Annotated in this window: 18 protein-coding genes; 13 read left to right on the top strand and 5 right to left on the bottom strand. The window is 41.7% G+C overall.

The annotated features are described in order from the left end of the window. Positions 1–52 precede the first annotated feature (52 nt). The 7 genes from BS1321_RS21430 (at position 53) to BS1321_RS21460 (ending at position 6,911) form a co-directional block, all read left to right on the top strand. A complete protein-coding gene (locus tag BS1321_RS21430) occupies positions 53–508 on the top strand; it encodes a YaiI/YqxD family protein (RefSeq protein WP_063233028.1) in 456 nt (151 codons plus the stop codon). 51 nt (positions 509–559) lie between these two features. After that, the gene (gene dnaG, locus BS1321_RS21435; protein WP_094246725.1) at positions 560–2,365 is read left to right on the top strand and encodes a DNA primase; all 1,806 of its coding nucleotides are present in this window, start codon (positions 560–562) and stop codon (positions 2,363–2,365) included. A gap of 35 nt (positions 2,366–2,400) precedes the next feature. After that, positions 2,401–3,534: an RNA polymerase sigma factor RpoD gene (gene rpoD, locus BS1321_RS21440; RefSeq protein WP_034308477.1), complete on the top strand. Its 1,134-nt coding sequence runs from the start codon at positions 2,401–2,403 to the stop codon at positions 3,532–3,534. Positions 3,535–3,739: 205 nt separating this feature from the next. Then, positions 3,740–4,270, top strand: coding sequence for a hypothetical protein (locus BS1321_RS21445; RefSeq protein WP_063233017.1), 531 nt, complete (start codon positions 3,740–3,742; stop codon positions 4,268–4,270). A gap of 234 nt (positions 4,271–4,504) precedes the next feature. Further along, positions 4,505–4,873 (top strand): cytochrome c550, encoded by a 369-nt coding sequence (gene cccA / locus BS1321_RS21450; protein WP_063233018.1) that lies wholly within the window; start codon positions 4,505–4,507, stop codon positions 4,871–4,873. A gap of 215 nt (positions 4,874–5,088) precedes the next feature. Continuing rightward, on the top strand, positions 5,089–5,796 hold the full coding sequence (locus BS1321_RS21455; protein ID WP_063233019.1) for a tRNA (adenine(22)-N(1))-methyltransferase: 708 nt from the start codon (positions 5,089–5,091) through the stop codon (positions 5,794–5,796). Continuing rightward, entirely contained in the window at positions 5,793–6,911 is a 1,119-nt protein-coding gene (locus BS1321_RS21460; protein WP_063233020.1) for a Nif3-like dinuclear metal center hexameric protein, read from the top strand. Before BS1321_RS21455 ends, BS1321_RS21460 begins: the two co-directional genes overlap by 4 nt. Positions 6,912–6,959: 48 nt before the next feature. Here the strand turns inward: BS1321_RS21460 and BS1321_RS21465 are convergent, their stop codons facing one another. Further along, on the bottom strand, positions 6,960–7,904 hold the full coding sequence (locus BS1321_RS21465; protein WP_063233021.1) for a 4-hydroxy-3-methylbut-2-enyl diphosphate reductase: 945 nt from the start codon (positions 7,902–7,904) through the stop codon (positions 6,960–6,962). Positions 7,905–8,029: 125 nt separating this feature from the next. Continuing rightward, complete coding sequence (vrrA, locus tag BS1321_RS21470) at positions 8,030–8,716, bottom strand: VrrA/YqfQ family protein (protein ID WP_063233022.1); 687 nt, start codon at positions 8,714–8,716, stop codon at positions 8,030–8,032. A gap of 644 nt (positions 8,717–9,360) precedes the next feature. Between vrrA and BS1321_RS21475 the strand changes: the two genes are divergently transcribed. Both BS1321_RS21475 and BS1321_RS21480 read left to right on the top strand, forming a co-directional pair. Then, positions 9,361–10,674: a DEAD/DEAH box helicase gene (locus tag BS1321_RS21475; RefSeq protein WP_063233029.1), complete on the top strand. Its 1,314-nt coding sequence runs from the start codon at positions 9,361–9,363 to the stop codon at positions 10,672–10,674. Positions 10,675–10,686: 12 nt separating this feature from the next. Continuing rightward, the gene (locus BS1321_RS21480) at positions 10,687–11,583 is read left to right on the top strand and encodes a deoxyribonuclease IV (RefSeq protein ID WP_063233030.1); all 897 of its coding nucleotides are present in this window, start codon (positions 10,687–10,689) and stop codon (positions 11,581–11,583) included. 109 nt (positions 11,584–11,692) lie between these two features. Here BS1321_RS21480 and BS1321_RS21485 read toward each other — a convergent pair whose 3' ends face one another. Further along, positions 11,693–11,953: a DUF2624 family protein gene (locus tag BS1321_RS21485; protein WP_063233031.1), complete on the bottom strand. Its 261-nt coding sequence runs from the start codon at positions 11,951–11,953 to the stop codon at positions 11,693–11,695. 215 nt (positions 11,954–12,168) lie between these two features. Here BS1321_RS21485 and BS1321_RS21490 point away from each other — a divergent pair, with 215 nt between their 5' ends. Genes BS1321_RS21490 through BS1321_RS21500 form a run of 3 tightly spaced genes read left to right on the top strand, consistent with a single transcriptional unit; the run spans position 12,169 to position 14,229 of the window. Next, positions 12,169–12,933, top strand: coding sequence for a metal ABC transporter ATP-binding protein (locus BS1321_RS21490; RefSeq protein ID WP_063233032.1), 765 nt, complete (start codon positions 12,169–12,171; stop codon positions 12,931–12,933). A gap of 21 nt (positions 12,934–12,954) precedes the next feature. Further along, positions 12,955–13,788, top strand: a complete 834-nt coding sequence (locus BS1321_RS21495; RefSeq protein WP_063233033.1) for a metal ABC transporter permease — start codon at positions 12,955–12,957, stop codon at positions 13,786–13,788. A 15-nt stretch (positions 13,789–13,803) separates the two neighbouring features. Beyond that, complete coding sequence (locus BS1321_RS21500; protein ID WP_063233034.1) at positions 13,804–14,229, top strand: Fur family transcriptional regulator; 426 nt, start codon at positions 13,804–13,806, stop codon at positions 14,227–14,229. Positions 14,230–14,264: 35 nt separating this feature from the next. Here BS1321_RS21500 and BS1321_RS21505 read toward each other — a convergent pair whose 3' ends face one another. After that, positions 14,265–14,849, bottom strand: coding sequence for a 5' nucleotidase, NT5C type (locus BS1321_RS21505; RefSeq protein WP_063233035.1), 585 nt, complete (start codon positions 14,847–14,849; stop codon positions 14,265–14,267). A gap of 167 nt (positions 14,850–15,016) precedes the next feature. Here BS1321_RS21505 and BS1321_RS21510 point away from each other — a divergent pair, with 167 nt between their 5' ends. After that, entirely contained in the window at positions 15,017–15,484 is a 468-nt protein-coding gene (locus BS1321_RS21510) for a hypothetical protein (RefSeq protein WP_094246646.1), read from the top strand. A gap of 103 nt (positions 15,485–15,587) precedes the next feature. On the opposite strand, the gene ispG is transcribed toward BS1321_RS21510, so the two are convergent. Next, positions 15,588–16,700 carry a flavodoxin-dependent (E)-4-hydroxy-3-methylbut-2-enyl-diphosphate synthase gene (ispG, locus tag BS1321_RS21515; protein ID WP_185116202.1) on the bottom strand — a complete coding sequence of 371 codons (1,113 nt, stop codon included), beginning with the start codon at positions 16,698–16,700 and terminating at the stop codon, positions 15,588–15,590. Positions 16,701–16,746 lie beyond the last annotated feature (46 nt).

A 16,746-nucleotide genomic window follows, 5' to 3' on the forward strand; every position in this document is an offset into this window, starting at 1 on the left:
TAAAGTTTAGGGGAGAAAAAGGATTATGCAGAAAGATGTAGAATTAGAAGGTATGAATAATAAACCTACGATACACGTCGATGCCGATGCATGCCCGGTGAAAGACGAAATCCTTCATTGTGCAAGTTTGCACGATGTTGAAGTCTGTTTTGTTGCATCATATAAAAATATGATGAATAACCCTGAAGGTAAATGGGTATATGTCGATGCAGACAAAGAAGCGGCAGATCTTTATATAGTAAACTCAGTAAAAAAGGGTGATATTGTCGTTACTGCAGATATTGGTTTGGCTGGGACCCTGCTTCCTAAAAACGTTTATGTCCTTTCGCCAAGGGGAAAAGAATACACAGACGAGAATATTTTCATGCTCTTGGATATGCGTTATCAGTCGGCGAAACTCCGCAGGCAGGGCAAGCATACGAAAGGGCCGAAAGCATTCACAAAGGAAGATCGTGCATGTTTTACAAATAAACTTTTGAAAACATTGTCGAACTTTGCAGGGGATTAGGAAACAATATCGAATTAGAAACTATCACCAATATTGCAAGGTGGAAAAATGATAAATGGCCGTATAGAAGATGAGAAAATTAATCAAATTCGTGAAGCTGTTGACATTGTTGATTTAATTGGGGAGTATGTCCAGCTTAAGAAGCAGGGACGCAATTACTTTGGCCTATGTCCTTTTCATGGTGAAAACTCGCCCTCGTTTTCCGTTTCAACGGAAAAACAAATCTTTCACTGTTTTGGTTGCGGGGCAGGCGGAAATATTTTTACCTTCTTAATGGATATAGAAGGCTACAGCTTTGTGGAATCTGCAAAAGTTTTAGCTGAAAAAGGAAATGTTCCTTTGGATGTTGAAATCAATAAGGATTCCAAGCGTTCTAACATGCCGGCAGGCTCGCAGCAAATGGTTGAAGCCCATGACCTGCTGAGGAAGTTTTATCATCATCTCCTCGTTAATACGAAAGAGGGGCAGGATGCTCTCGAATATTTACTTAAACGCGGGTTTACTGAAGAGACGATAGAAAAGTTCCAAATTGGCTACTCTTTGGATTCATGGGACTTCGTGTCCAAGTTTCTTTTAAAACGCGGGTTTCCAGCGGAATACATGGAGCAGGCAGGGCTTATTATTTACAGGGAAAAAGACGAGTCATATTTTGACCGTTTCAGAAATAGAGTCATGTTTCCAATTATGGATCATCAAGGAAATACGATTGCGTTTTCAGGAAGAGCGATGGGGGACGATGAGCCCAAATATTTGAATAGTCCTGAAACGCCAATCTTTAATAAAAGTAAAACTTTATATAATTTCCATCATGCAAGACCACACATACGAAAGAAAGAACAAGTAGTCATTTTTGAAGGCTTTGCCGATTGCATTTCAGCAGTTGGCGCAGGTGTTGAGAATGCGGTCGCTACAATGGGTACTGCCCTGACGGACCAGCATATCCAGCTTTTAAAAAGAAATACTGACCAGATACTTATTTGCTACGATTCGGACTCTGCGGGATTGAACGCTGCCAATCGTGCAGTTAATATGCTACAGGACCAGGAGTTTTCCGTGAAAGTCGCTCTTATGCCTGATAACTTGGACCCCGATGACTACATAAAGGAATTCGGTGAAAAAAGCTTTGTTTCTGAAGTAATAGGGGCCAGTTTAACCTACATGGCATTCAAAATGCATTATTTGCGTCGAGGGAAAAATGTAAATAATGAAGGAGATCGAATTCAATATATCGAAGAAGTCCTTAAAGAAATTTCGCGATTGCCCAATGCAGTAGAGAGGGATCATTATCTTCGGCAGCTATCCTCTGAATTTTCCCTTTCATTGGATGCGCTGGAACAGCAGCAGCGTCAGGTGTTCTTTACGGAACGCAAGAAGGGGACACTGCCGCAGCCAGCAGCCCAAAAGAAAATGGCCCTGCAATATGAGCACAAGTTAAAGCCTGCTCACCATAATGCTGAAACGAAGTTGATTGCCCATATGCTAAAAAGCAGGGATATGACTTTTAAAATTCAGCAGTTGCTTGGGCAAACGGTCTTTCATGTAGATGAACATCAGGCAATCATCACCTATTTATATGCGTTCTATGAAGATGGACACGAACCGGATACAAGCTTTTTCCTTACTTATTTACCGGATCCAAACTTGAGAAGGATCGTTTCGGAAATAGAAATGATGTCAGTGAATGAGGAAGTTACCGATAAAGAACTGACCGATTGTATAAATCAAGTGTTGAAATATGAAAAGTTGTTAAAGATAAAAGAAAAACAAGTTGAAGAAAAAGATGCAGTTAGACGAAGTGATTATGTCACTGCTGCACAAATTGCCATGGAAATCATTAAATTGCGTAAAATGTTGTAGTCGTTTAGGTGTAAGTCCTGGAAGGAGGGGAACTAATGGCTGAAAAACCAGCACGTTCCAAACAAGTTGATAATGAATTTAGCCTTGAACAGGTGAAAGAAAAATTACTAGAGCTAGGTAAAAAACGAGGCTCTTTGACTTTAGAAAAAATCGCTGAAATGATTGGCGGTTTTGAGTTGGATTCCGATCAAATGGATGAGTTCTATGAGGTGTTAGCAGAAAACGGCGTCGAAATACTCACTGATGGTGAGGAAGACGAGGATGAAGATGATCCAGATGAGAAGAAACTTGCAAAAGAAGAAGAGTTTGACTTAAATGATTTAAGTGTTCCTCCTGGCGTTAAAATTAATGACCCGGTACGCATGTATTTAAAGGAAATTGGTCGGGTCGACCTTTTATCGGCAGAAGAGGAAATCTCTTTGGCGACGAGAATTGAAGATGGAGATGAAGAAGCGAAACGCCGTTTGGCAGAAGCTAACCTTCGTCTTGTTGTCAGTATAGCCAAGCGCTATGTCGGACGCGGAATGCTTTTCCTTGATTTGATTCAGGAAGGTAATATGGGACTTATCAAAGCAGTGGAAAAATTTGATTACCGCAAGGGATTCAAATTCAGTACGTATGCAACATGGTGGATTCGCCAAGCGATAACCCGTGCCATTGCCGACCAAGCAAGAACGATCCGGATACCGGTGCATATGGTGGAAACCATTAATAAATTGATCCGTGTCCAAAGACAGCTTCTTCAGGATTTAGGACGTGAACCTTCTCCAGAAGAAATTGCGGAGGATATGGACTTAACTCCTGAAAAAGTTCGTGAAATCTTGAAAATAGCTCAGGAGCCTGTATCATTGGAAACGCCAATAGGTGAAGAAGACGATTCACATTTAGGTGATTTCATTGAAGATCAGGATGCGACTTCCCCATCGGAACATGCAGCATATGAACTATTGAAAGAACAGCTTGAAGACGTATTGGATACTCTTACTGACCGTGAAGAGAACGTCTTGAGACTCCGCTTTGGACTTGATGATGGCCGCACCCGTACACTTGAAGAGGTAGGTAAAGTGTTTGGGGTCACCCGCGAGCGTATCCGTCAAATCGAAGCGAAGGCGCTACGTAAACTGAGACACCCAAGCCGCAGCAAACGCTTGAAAGATTTCCTGGAATAGAATAAATATGCCCTTAACAGAGCCCTCTTTGAATGCCCAGCGTTCGGGAGCGGCTCTTTTTTTTAATTCCAATGTAAAAATATCCTTGGAAGAACAATACTTATCAATTTTTCTGTATAATGGAAATTAATTTTACAAAAGAAACAATTTCACACAAAAAGCTAAGCCATTAAAAAGAAATGATCATCACGGGGATGTGAGATTCATGGATGAGATGAGAAAGAAAATCATCATTCAAGAAATAAACTCCTGGAAGGAAAGTCGTATGCTTCCGGAGCAATATTGTAATTACCTGCTTGCATTATACTGTCAAGGCGAACTGCCGCCATCAAAATCGAATAAAACCGGGAGCAAAAAAAATGACATCTTTTCCGGGGTGTTGATTGGGACCCTTTTTGCATTAATTGTATTTTTGAATTATTTTACTGAAATACCCATAAGAATGCAAATGCTTATGACAACAATTTCAATGCTTGTCTTTGGGCTGGCGGTCAGCCGCTTAAACGGCAGGAAAATCATTTTTCAAATGGCGTTGATGGGAATGGTGCTATCATTGCTATTATTAACTGTCAATTTGGCGGAATTCATGGCACCCGGCAAAGTGGGTATCCTTTATATTTTCTTGTTCATTAATTGCGGACTCTGGATTCTAATGGGCAATAAACTGAAGCTGCTTCATTTTTCCATAGCGGGAGGCCTGGGAGCACTGGTCACTCTTTACTTTTTATTAATATAATTCATGAGATTTCAGCGGTTTTAAATAATGATTTTAGGGTAGTATGAAACATATGTAAGAAAAAGTAAAATTGTTTGGAAATATACATAAGTTTTTGACAATTTTAAGAAATTATATAATATCTTCTATTTTTGGGCTTTTACTTGAAACTCTTTTCAAGTAAAATAATATATAGCTGTTTGTATATAATATTAAATATGGTAAGTTAAGGTTCTACATAGGGGAGGAAATACTATGAATCGCAATCCAGTAATGCCTTTTATTATTATCATGGTTTTTGGTATTGGACTTATGTTTTTACTTTCGTTTAAAGGTTTGGGTGATGCCAAAGATCTTGCTAAGGAAAAAGAGGGCGGCGAAAAGACAGAAGAAAAAGAAAGCGCCTCGGCATCACCTGAGGACATCTATAAGCAAACTTGTATCTCTTGTCATGGTGACGCCTATCAAGGCGGTGTCGGACCTGCACTAAAAGGAGTTGGCGACCATCTGTCGGTTGACGAGGTTAAAGACGTGATCACTAATGGACGAGGTGGAATGCCACCAGGTTTAGTCGAAGAACAGAACATTGACGCCATGGCCGAATATATTCATGGACTGAAATAATTCATGAAACTGACTCAAGAAATCGTTGGAAGGCGACTTTTTGAGTCAGTTTTTCATTTATTCAGAAAAGGAAGATTCCGGATGGGTGGTTTCTTTTGCCCACTGATAGAAAGAGCCCTATTTCTCCTTTCTGTAATTTTTCGATTGAACTTGGTATAATCGAATGGGAAACTAATTATAGTAAGACATTATTTGAATTAAGAGAGTTGATAAATATGAATCATGAAAAACTATCGATGAGATTAGAACGTGTTGCCATACATATACCAAAAGGAAGCATCCTTGCAGATATAGGTTCAGACCATGCTTACTTGCCTTGCTATGCGGTGACTAATGGCTTGTGTGACAGCGCTATAGCTGGTGAGGTTGTAGAAGGGCCCTATCAGTCAGCACGCAAGCAAGTGGCAATGACGGGGCTTGAGGACAAGATAGAGGTCCGTAAAGGAGATGGGCTTGAAGTATTGAATCCCGATGAAGCGACATGCATTACGATTGCAGGCATGGGAGGGACTTTAATATCAAGTATATTGGAAAGCGGAAAAGGGAAACTCGGCAAGGCAGAAAGGCTTATCCTTCAGCCTAATGTCGGTGCTGCGAATGTTCGCAGCTGGCTAATCGATAACGGCTGGGAACTTAGTGGAGAGGAAATCCTTGAGGAAGATGGGAAAATCTACGAGATCTTAATTGCCGAAAAAGGAGACCCGCTCCGTCCTTATGGGGTAAACAAGCAAGCTGGCCTCACTTTCGGTCCATACCTAAGAGAGCAATTCAGTGACATTTTCATAAAAAAATGGCAGCTTGAGAAAAAACATTTGGAAAGAATCATCGAACAATTGGATGAAAGCGGAAGAAGCGGGCTGGAAGCGAAGCGCAATGAATTAAAATCCCAAATTTCAGTAATTGAGGAGGTACTTAAAGGTTGAAGACAGTGAATGGTCACAAAATCATTGAAACGTTTGAACAATTCTCCCCAAAGCATTATGCAATGGAGGGAGATCCGATCGGGCTGCATGTCGGTCAGCTCAATAAGCCGGTTACTAAAGTGCTGATTGCCCTTGATGTGCTGGAAGAGGTTGTAGACGAAGCGATAGAACATGGCGTGGAATTGATCATCGCCCACCATCCGCTTATATATCGACCATTGAAAAGGATTGATACAAACGCAGCTGGAGGTCGCATCATCGAAAAGCTGATCAAACATGATATCGCTGTTTATGCTGCACATACCAATTTGGATGTTGCTAAGGGCGGGGTGAATGATTTACTTGCCGAAGCGCTACAATTGCAGGACACAGAGGTATTGATTCCAACTTACGAGACAGCTCTAAAGAAATTGGTCGTATATGTTCCAAAGACCGACGAACAAAAGGTGAGAGAAGCCCTAGGTAAGGCAGGGGCGGGAGCGATCGGGAATTACAGCAATTGTTCGTTTTCGGGGGAAGGTACCGGACGCTTCTTGCCAGGTGAAGGCAGTGAACCGGTAATTGGCTCTAAAGGAAAGCTTGAAGAAGTAGCTGAAATGCGGGTTGAAACGATATTCCCGGAAAATATCGAGAAGAAAGTGCTAGCTGCGATGATTAAAGCCCATCCATATGAAGAAGTTGCTCACGATATATATAAACTGGAGAATAAAGGGGAGTCTCTTGGCTTAGGGAAGATTGGTGTACTTGCTGAAGAAATGACACTTGAACAATTTTCCGAACATGTGAAGCGGACACTCGATGTTGAAAAGGTGCGTGTCGTTGGAGATTTGCAAAGTCCGATAAAAAAAGTGGCCGTTTTGGGCGGGGACGGCAATAAATACTTTACGGCAGCGAAATTCAAGGGAGCAGATGTATACGTTACAGGTGACATGTATTACCATACAGCTCATGACGCGATGATGATTGGATTGAATATCGTGGATCCAGGCCACAATGTTGAAAAGGTGATGAAAAAAGGTGTAGCACGAATCCTTGAAAAAATGTGCCGCGAAAAGAACTACGATGTGGAATTCATTCCATCCCGGCTGAATACAGACCCTTTCCGCTTCATTTAAATAACACGAAAAAGGCAGCCTTTAGTGGCTGCCTTTGTTTTTGTTCAATCATTTCTTCACTTTAATCTTAGGTAAAATCTTATGCAATGGCGTTTTCTTTTCGGTATTCCAAGTCGATTCATCATTTGCTTCATATTGCTCTAGAAATGCGATAACTTCTTTGGTGATCGGAGTTGGTGTAGAAGCCCCCGAAGTGACGGCAACCGTTTCTGCATCTTTTAGCCATTCAAGGTTCAGCTCGGAAATGTCAGCGATTCGATAAGCTCGCGTGCCGGCAATCTCTTTGGAAACTTGTGCAAGGCGGTTTGAATTATTACTCTTGGGGTCCCCGACAACGATTAAAACATCAGCTTCGCCAGCTTGCTCGGCAACCGCTTCTTGGCGAACCTGTGTCGCTAAACAAATTTCCTTATGGACTTCGGCATGTGGGAACTTTTCCTTGACCTTATCCATGATATCCAAAACATCCCATTGGCTCATCGTTGTTTGATTGGTGACAATGATCTTATCACTATTCAAAGTCAAAGCTTCCACATCTTCATCCTTTTGGACCAAGTGAACGACATCGGGAGCAACTCCGACAGCACCCTCTGGTTCCGGGTGGCCTTTTTTGCCAATATAAATGATTTGATAGCCTTCCGCTTCTTTTTCCCGAATTAAGTCATGTGTTGCGGTAACATCGGGACATGTTGCATCGAGCGTGACAAGACCTTTTTTCTCAGCGATTTTTCTAATCTCAGGTGAAACGCCGTGAGCAGTAAAGATGACGGTTCCGCTGTCCACCTGTTCGATGATATCGTTGCGGTTGCTGCCGTCCAATGTGATTATGCCTTCTTCTTCAAACGCATCCGTCACATGTTTGTTATGCACGATCATTCCTAAAATGTAAATGGGACGTGGCAAGGTTTTATCTAAAGCCGCATTTCGGGCGATGACCATGGCATCGACAACGCCATAACAATAGCCGCGCGGGGAAATTTTAATCACTTTCATCTATGTGTCCTCCTTCAAGGCAAGAAACTCTCACTTTTTATACCTTTCTATTATATAAGACCATAGATGATATTACAAAACATCATATTTACATAAAATCAGTTATTGGTGAATTTTTGTAGACTTTAAATATAAAGCTTGGGACCGGATGATCTTTTCCTTCTGGTTTCGGAATGAACTTGGGTGATGGGGTTAGCTTCATTAACTTTTTCTTTTTTCTTCGAATCCGTTTTTACATCATTGTTTTTTTGTGCCTCAACATTTGGCTCGCTTTCAACGGAAGCTCCCTGGTCCTCGGTATCACCGGCGGATGATATGCTCCGGAAAACTTTCCACATGGAAGGCAGGTTTTTAATCACTGGTCCGTATTGTTCCACCATAGGCGTGAATTGTTCTGCTGCTTGCAACACTTTTTGCGTGTTGGATAGCATATTATTAAGGGAATCGGGATTTTTTAATGTTTCTAAGATACCGCCTCCGCTGCTTCTTGAAGAACCTTGGTTATTGGAAGCAGCTGGCGCAAACAAATTGGGTGAAGCTGCTTTTTTTTTCGACTTACCAAGTATTTTTGACAATAACCCTTCTTTCTTTGCTGGCGGCATTTCCTGCCGCTGCGGTTGGATGAAAGGGCCTCGGAAACCTTGTGGTCCCTGTGGCCCCTGCCGTCTGTTTTGAACCATCGGCCGCTGCAGCTGCTGATAAGGGTGGGGAATTTGCGGTGACTGTCTGAATGGAGCAGGGTGCTGCTGCATCCTTCGGCCATTGGGTGGCTGAAAACCGGGTCCAGGTTGACGATTATTATTTGGGAACATAGGTTTCACCTCCTCAGATTTTATATGCTGGTGTAATCTTCTATATAAATTATGCAACTCGACAAAAAAGGTTTGAGGAAAGAGTGACTGGGCAGTTGTGAAGTAACCGGAAAGAAGGTAAGATGGTAACGGTAGTCTTTTAGCTCCATGTCTGCGGGGGATACGCTATGACCAGGACAGGGGCTTTTCATTTGCAGGAGTCCATTTTAAGAGAACTAGCCTCAGCGCATGCGCTTTTTGTGATTTAAGTAAATGGGTCACAGTGAAAAAAGTTGATTGCCTGCCCATTTTGGGACAATCCCTATTTTCTTCACGAGCAACCCAGGCGCTTGCGCTTTTTGTGTAATCCAGCTTCAGCGCCTAGCTCGTTGTGAAAAAGAGGATTGCCCTCACAAGGCAAAAAGCGCCTTATGGGTCAATCCCTATTTTCTTCACGAGCAACCCAGGCGCTTGCACTTTTTGTGTAATCCAGCTTCAGCGCCTAGCTCGTTGTGAAAAAGAGGATTGCCCTCACAAGGCAAAAAGCGCCTTATGGGTCAATCCCTATTTTCTTCACGAGCAACCCAGGCGCTTGCGCTTTTTGTGTAAAATTTATTATAATAACAGGACATGTCTAATGACTGACAGGATAAAGGAGTTTTTTGATGAAACAAAATCAATTTGAACGATTTAATTTGAAAAGCTACATTCTAGATGCGGTTCGTACTTTAGGGTTCGATAAGCCGACGGAAATTCAAGAGCGCGTGCTTCCGTCGCTTATAAAGGGAAGTAGCTTAATTGGCCAGTCGCAGACAGGTACAGGAAAGACACATTCCTATTTGCTGCCGATCATGAACAGGCTTGATGCTGGTAAAAATGAGGTTCAAGCGATTATTTCCGCACCAACCCGTGAGTTAGCGAACCAAATCTACAAAGAAGCTTTGAAAATTGCTGACCATTTCCCTGAGGATGAGCAGATTCAAGTCCGTTGTTTCATCGGTGGTACTGATAAACAGCGAATGATAGATAAATTGAAGACACAGCCGCAACTGGTAATCGGTACGCCGGGCCGGATCAAGGATTTGGTTGAAGCTCAGGCACTACAGGTGTATACAGCGAAAATGCTTGTAGTCGATGAAGCGGACCTTATGCTAGACATGGGGTTCATTGAAGATGTCGATTTATTTGCATCACGTATGGCTGAAAAAATTCAAATGCTTGTCTTTTCGGCAACCATCCCAGAAAAATTGAAGCCGTTTTTAAATAAATATATGGAGAATCCAAAGTATGTTCAAGTGAATCCAAAGCAGGCGACCGCTTCGAAAATTGAACATGTTCTTGTACCGCTTCGCCACCGTAACAGAGAGCAGTTGCTTCATGATATTATCGTTCGTTATAATCCATATTTGGCGATCGTTTTCACGAACACAAAGAAAATGGCGGATCATGTGGCTAACTCCTTGATCGAAAAAGGGTTGAATGTCGGCCGTATTCATGGTGATTTATCGCCTCGTGAGCGTAAAAAAATGATGAAGCAAATCAATGATTTGGAGTATCAATTCATCGTTGCGACAGATCTGGCTTCCCGTGGAATCGATATTGAAGGTGTAAGTCATATCATTAACTATGAATTGCCTTCAGATTTGGATTTTTACATCCATAGGACGGGAAGGACGGCTCGTGCCGGATATTCAGGCATTGCCACTACCATTTACGATACATCCGATGAAGATTCATTGAACCGCCTTGAAAAAATGGGCATTGAATTCCGTGATGCCGATATCCAAAACGGTGATTGGGTTGATATCGATGAGCGTAATAAACGGAAAAACCGTAAAAAACAAAAATCTGATATCGATGTTAAAGCGAGCAGGCACGTCAAGAAGCCGACTAAAGTCAAGCCAGGATATAAGAAGAAAATTCAACGAGATGTGGAAAACTTTAAAAAACGCGAACGTCGTATACAGAGAAAGAAATAGGGGAGAAATCAGATGCTGAAGATTGGATCGCATGTTTCAATGAGCGGGAAAGGTATGCTTCTTGCTGCGAGTCAAGAAGCGGCTTCGTATGGCGCCAACACATTCATGATCTATACAGGGGCCCCTCAAAATACAAGACGTAAAAAAATCGAGGATTTAAATATCGAAGCCGGAAGACTGCATATGGAGGAGAATGGAATCAGCAATATCGTTGTTCATGCCCCGTATATCATTAATATAGGAAATACCACGAATCCAGCCACATACGAGCTTGGAGTCAACTTCTTACGCAGCGAAATCGATCGGACTGAAGCGATTGGCGCAAGGCAGATCGTACTTCATCCAGGTGCGCATGTTGGTGGAGGCAGTGAACTGGGAATCAAGAGAATCATCGAAGGTTTGAATGAAGTGCTGACTGCCGACGATAAAGTTCAGATTGCTCTTGAAACGATGGCGGGTAAAGGTACTGAATGTGGCAGGTCTTTCGAGGAGCTGGCGATGATCATTGATGGTGTAACCCATAATGAAAAATTATCGGTATGCTTCGATACTTGCCATACTCACGATGCCGGATATAATATCATTGATGATTTTGATGGCGTACTGAATGAATTTGATAAATTGGTTGGTGTTGACCGCATCAAAGTCCTTCATATTAACGATAGCAAAAACGAACGCGGCATGCGTAAGGACCGCCATGAAAACATTGGATTTGGTCATATCGGTTTTAAGGCGTTAAATGATATTGTCCACCATCCACAATTAAGCACCGTTCCGAAAATCCTGGAAACACCTTATGTAGGGGAAGACAAAAAAGACAAAAAGGCACCATATAAATTTGAAATTGATATGTTCAAGAATAATCAATTCGAAGAAGATTTATTGGAAAAAATCAAATTCCAACAATAATCATAATAGAAAGGGACGATTCATCGAAATAAAGATGAATCGTCCTTTCATTTTGCATTTGGTTTAAGTATGCCCATTCAAAGACTGCCGGAAGGTAGGCTAAGATCCTTTAAAAAGTGGAAGTAAGGTTGTTAAAAAGGGATTCTATTTCCCTGGCTGTGCTTGCTCCGGCAACTTTTGTAATTTGACCAAGTACGTTCTGTCTTTGACGTATATCAAAAATGTTAATATTTTTACCTGCTAGAAGTGCAGTAATATCCTGTGCTTGTTTTTGGGTAAGTGCAACCTTATGCTGTTTAGCAAGGGAAAGCAATTCATCAGGGCGTATACTGTTGATTTTATGATTGACCATCATTTCAAATAATTTCAAACAATCTCCTCCTTTGTTAAAACATATGAAGGGGGAAGACGTAAGTGAACATGAAACTTTATTTGATTTTTGGGAAATTGTTTAAGCTAACATTTTTTTGGTGGTTCAGGGCCGATCGGCACTTGTTCAAAGGACCGGATTCTTTACATCTGGACTTCTTTGATTTATACTAACGATTGTTAATCGTAATGATTCTTAAAAAATAGGTGATCTCTTTGGATAATGTAGTAAACCCCATAGTTAAATTTGAAGATATATCTTACAAATATACAAAAGATCTAGTGCTGGAACATGTTTCGCTTGAAATTCCCAGAGGGGCCTTCCTAGCTATCGTCGGGCCGAATGGATCAGGTAAATCAACGCTTTTGAAGTTGCTGCTTGGTCTGTTCAAGCTCCAAAAGGGGAAAATTGAAATATTCGGGGAAGACATTCGACGCTTTAAAGATTGGCAAAAGGTCGGGTTCGTTTCCCAAAAGGCGAATTCCTTCAACTCAGGATTCCCTGCCACTGTATTTGAGGTGGTTCAGAGCGGTTTGACCAAAAAAATAGGCTTATTCAAGTTCGCTGGCAAAGAGGATAAGCAAAAGGTGAAGAAGGCTCTGGAATCCGTGGGCATGCTTGAATATCAGAACCGTAATATCGGGGAATTGTCCGGAGGCCAGCAGCAGAGGGTATTCATTGCTCGTTCACTGGTAAGCGAGCCGGAATTGATGATATTGGATGAGCCCACGGTTGGCGTTGACTCAAAAAACGTCCACCAATTTTATGAAATGCTTGAGATGTTGAATAAAAAATTAGGAATAACCCTGATTTTAGTAACTCATGATGTTGGTACTGTGACCGATAAAGTCACACATGTCGCCTGCTTAAATAAAAAGCTTCATTTTCACGGGGATGCCTGTGAATATAATGAGTTGGATGAAGGTGAACTCTCGTCCATTTATGGACATGGAGTCCAATTTTTAAATCATGATCATTAATATGTTTTGGAGGATAGCCCAATGATATCGGGGATATTGCAATTTGAATTTTTGCAGAACGCATTCTTGACCGGAATCATCATCGGAGCGATTGCGCCATTAGTGGGCGTTTTTGTCGTGGTAAGGCGGATGTCGATGATTTCCGATGCGCTCAGTCATGTAGCGCTTGCTGGAATAGCGTTTAGTTTATTGCTGCAGAAGAGCTTTCTATCTCTAGCAGGATTGAATCCACTTTATATAGGAATGGCGTTTTCTGTAGGTGGTTCATTATTCATTGAAAAATTAAGAGGGGTTTACAAGCATTACCAAGAGCTTGCAATCCCGATCATAATGTCCGGCGGCATGGGACTTAGTGTCATTTTCATATCCATTGCAGATGGTTTCAATACCGATTTATATGGTTATTTATTCGGCAGTGTCAGTGCCGTCAGCCGGGCGGACTTGTATGTCATTTTGGCAGTGGGGATAGTCGTTGCCTTGATGCTCACCTTATTGTATAAAGAATTATTTCTGTTATCTTTTGATGAAGAGCATGCCAAAGCGTCTGGAATACCTTATAAAGCGATTCATTTTATTTTTATTGTCATGGTCGCATTGGTCATTGCCGCTTCCATGAAAATCATTGGCATATTACTTGTTTCTTCGCTCATGACGCTCCCGGTAGCTGCTAGTCTCCGCTTTGCGAAGGGCTTTAAGCAGATGATTGGTTATTCGGTATTATTCGGTGAAGTTTCTGTCATAGGCGGATTATTTTTATCATACAACCTTGATCTCGCTCCAGGTGGGACCATTGTAATAATAGCTGTGCTAATTCTCATCTTGTCAATTTTGTTTGATAAGTGGAAAAATCGATAGATGGGGTGATGTATTTTGAACGTAACTACAGCCATGCAACTATTAAAAGATAAAGGTTTTAAACATACAGGAAAGAGGGAAGAAATGCTTCAGCTTTTCTCTTCCAGCGATAAATATTTAACGGCAAAAGATGTATTGGAGAATATGAAACAGGATTATCCTGGTTTAAGCTTCGATACGATTTATAGAAATCTTTCCTTATTTGTTGAACTGGGCATCTTTGAAACGACCGAGTTGGAAGGGGAGAAGCATTTTCGTTTTACATGCGGTCATTCTTCCCACCATCACCACTTCATCTGTTTGAATTGTGGAAAAACGAAAGAAATCGAATTGTGCCCGATGCAGGAACTTGAGGAAAGCTTGAAGGACTACGATGTTTCGGGGCATAAATTCGAAATTTACGGACGCTGTCCCGCATGTAGCGTTTCTTTGGAAGCATAAAAACCATTGACCTCAGTCAATGGTTTTTTCTTGTCTCATTTTATAGTTACTGGTTTCCCTGACATCCAATTATTCACCCAGGCAGAGGCTTCTTGCCAATTGTTGACCCGAATCACCCTTTCAGGCACGGGATCTTGGTTATAAGGGGTATTAAATAAAATCACGGGTATTTTACACTCTTCTGAAATCGCCACTGCATTATCGTGCTTGTCCTCTAAAAAGAGATCGACTTCGAATTTTTTGGCCGCAGCCACTTTATCGTGTGAACCTACAAGCTCTATATGATCATATAGGACTTCATTCGTCGTGAACCAATTTTTGGTTACATCCAATAAACGGTTGCTCCTGGCACTGATGAAATAAAGGTTAGCTTGTTCTGTCCATTTTTCCAATACATCTTTCGCACCCTCAGCCAATAATGATTCGGAATAGATGAGTGGCTCGCTCTCAATGAACCATTTTGTGAAATCCTCTTTTGGAATATTCACGAAGGGGAATAAGTCATATTCGGTAATGTCTTCATAAGCTAAATTCAGCTGAAAAGCTTTATTTAAAAAGGGGACCATGGAATCAGGTCTTGTAACAGTCCCGTCTATATCGATGCCAAAACGTTTTTTCATGATGAATCTCTCCTCATTTTCAATACTTGTAATAGTGTAACATATCCCATCATAGCTTTGGTAAAAACCCGTATTTATTTCCAAGACAAGAAACCATTTTCACGTTGGTTCCTGCAATTTTTACATACACTATAAATGCTTCACAAACGAAAGTGAGGGATGCACGAATGGAAAAAGATCAATACTCCAGTATTGACGATGAAATGCAATTGGCGAAAGAGGGCAGTGAACCAACCGTTGTGGATGATCAGCTTCATGAGCGGTATTATAATGAAGATACACCTGAAGATGACAGACGATATGAAAGCCGAGGGACCATAAACAATATGGATAACCGGTATAAGGAAGAAACGTCTGCCGAAATTTCAACACCGCCTCAGCTAATCAGATCTTATAAGGATGAGCCTGCAGAGGCTGATGGTTCCGGGGATGTGGCATCAAGAGGGAAAGCGATTGGTGTCATAGCTTTGATCATCTCCATTTTATCTTTATTCATGATGCCTTTCATTTTAGGGATTGTGGGTATCATTGTAGGGATAGTGGCCAGAAGCCGGGGATCGAATTTGGGTACTTGGGCCATCGGCATTGGTGCAGTCTCCATCATCGTTGGCATATTCATCCTGCCGTTCTTTTAAGCAGCATTAAACCCTTTGATGTCATTTTTCAAAATGCATCAAAGGGTTTTTCAAATGATATAAAACAAAAAATCCCGATAATGAAAATTCGGGATTTTTTGTTTTATTTATTTAGTAAAGCTGCAGCAGCAGCTTCCGCTCTTTGTTTTTCATAGTACTCTTCAGCGATTTTGTCAATTTCCTTTTTCAGTTCCTCGACCATTGTCTCTTCAGGCACTTTACGTACGATTTGACCTTTTCTAAACAGTAATCCTTCACCACGGGCACCGGCTATGCCGATATCAGCCTCACGGGCTTCTCCAGGGCCGTTTACCGCACAACCAAGCACAGATACCTTGATTGGTGCTTTAACTGTCTGGATGTACTCTTCAACCTCGTTGGCGATGGAAATCAAATCAATCTCGATTCGACCGCAAGTAGGGCAGGAAATTAAAGTGGCCATATTAGAAGCAAGGCCAAATACTTTTAGAAGTTCCCTTGCCACCTTCACTTCTTCGACAGGATCGGCACTTAAGGAAACACGCATCGTGCTTCCGATACCCTGACTTAAGATGGCACCTAGTCCGGCAGCGCTTTTTACGGTCCCGGAGAACAGTGTACCTGATTCAGTTATCCCAAGATGTAAAGGATAATCGAATGCTTTTGAAGCTTTTTCATATGCTTCGATGGCTAAATTCACATCGGAAGCTTTCATGGAAACGATAATGTCATGAAAATCGAGATCTTCCAGGATCTTGATATGGTGTAAAGCACTTTCCACCATTCCATCAGCAGTCGGGAAGCCATATTTCTCGATGATTTTCTTCTCGAGAGAACCAGCATTGACCCCGATGCGGATTGGGATTCCTTTAGCCTTCGCAGCTTTTACGACTGCTTCAACCTTTTCACGGCGTCCGATGTTACCAGGATTTATCCTGATCTTATCCGCTCCGCCTTCAATTGCCTTCAGAGCAAGTTTATAATCGAAATGAATATCGACTACAAGAGGGATGTTTATCCGTTTTTTTATCTCAGAGATCGCGTCAGCTGCTCTTTCATCCGGACAGGCGACACGTACGATTTGACATCCCGCTTCTTCAAGACGAAGGATTTCTGCTACCGTTGCTTCAACATCATGTGTTTTTGTAGTTGTCATGCTTTGTACTATAACTTCATTATTGCCGCCAATCGTTAAGTTTCCGACTTTAATTGGCCGCGTCTTGGTGCGATGTATGATTTCACTCAAGTGGAATTCTCTCCTTTAGGAAAAAATCAGTTTTGAT

It is taken from the genome of Peribacillus simplex NBRC 15720 = DSM 1321, from assembly GCF_002243645.1.
GTDB lineage: Bacteria > Bacillota > Bacilli > Bacillales > DSM-1321 > Peribacillus > Peribacillus simplex.

Coding starts and splice junctions, on each gene's coding strand:
- BS1321_RS21505 (WP_063233035.1), bottom strand. CDS start 14,849: ATGAAAAAACGTTTTGGCATCGATATAGACGGGACTGTTACAAGACCT.
- BS1321_RS21455 (WP_063233019.1), top strand. CDS start 5,089: ATGAATCATGAAAAACTATCGATGAGATTAGAACGTGTTGCCATACAT.
- cccA (WP_063233018.1), top strand. CDS start 4,505: ATGAATCGCAATCCAGTAATGCCTTTTATTATTATCATGGTTTTTGGT.
- BS1321_RS21430 (WP_063233028.1), top strand. CDS start 53: ATGAATAATAAACCTACGATACACGTCGATGCCGATGCATGCCCGGTG.
- BS1321_RS21475 (WP_063233029.1), top strand. CDS start 9,361: ATGAAACAAAATCAATTTGAACGATTTAATTTGAAAAGCTACATTCTA.
- BS1321_RS21445 (WP_063233017.1), top strand. CDS start 3,740: ATGGATGAGATGAGAAAGAAAATCATCATTCAAGAAATAAACTCCTGG.
- vrrA (WP_063233022.1), bottom strand. CDS start 8,716: ATGTTCCCAAATAATAATCGTCAACCTGGACCCGGTTTTCAGCCACCC.
- rpoD (WP_034308477.1), top strand. CDS start 2,401: ATGGCTGAAAAACCAGCACGTTCCAAACAAGTTGATAATGAATTTAGC.
- BS1321_RS21495 (WP_063233033.1), top strand. CDS start 12,955: ATGATATCGGGGATATTGCAATTTGAATTTTTGCAGAACGCATTCTTG.
- BS1321_RS21480 (WP_063233030.1), top strand. CDS start 10,687: ATGCTGAAGATTGGATCGCATGTTTCAATGAGCGGGAAAGGTATGCTT.
- BS1321_RS21510 (WP_094246646.1), top strand. CDS start 15,017: ATGGAAAAAGATCAATACTCCAGTATTGACGATGAAATGCAATTGGCG.
- BS1321_RS21465 (WP_063233021.1), bottom strand. CDS start 7,904: ATGAAAGTGATTAAAATTTCCCCGCGCGGCTATTGTTATGGCGTTGTC.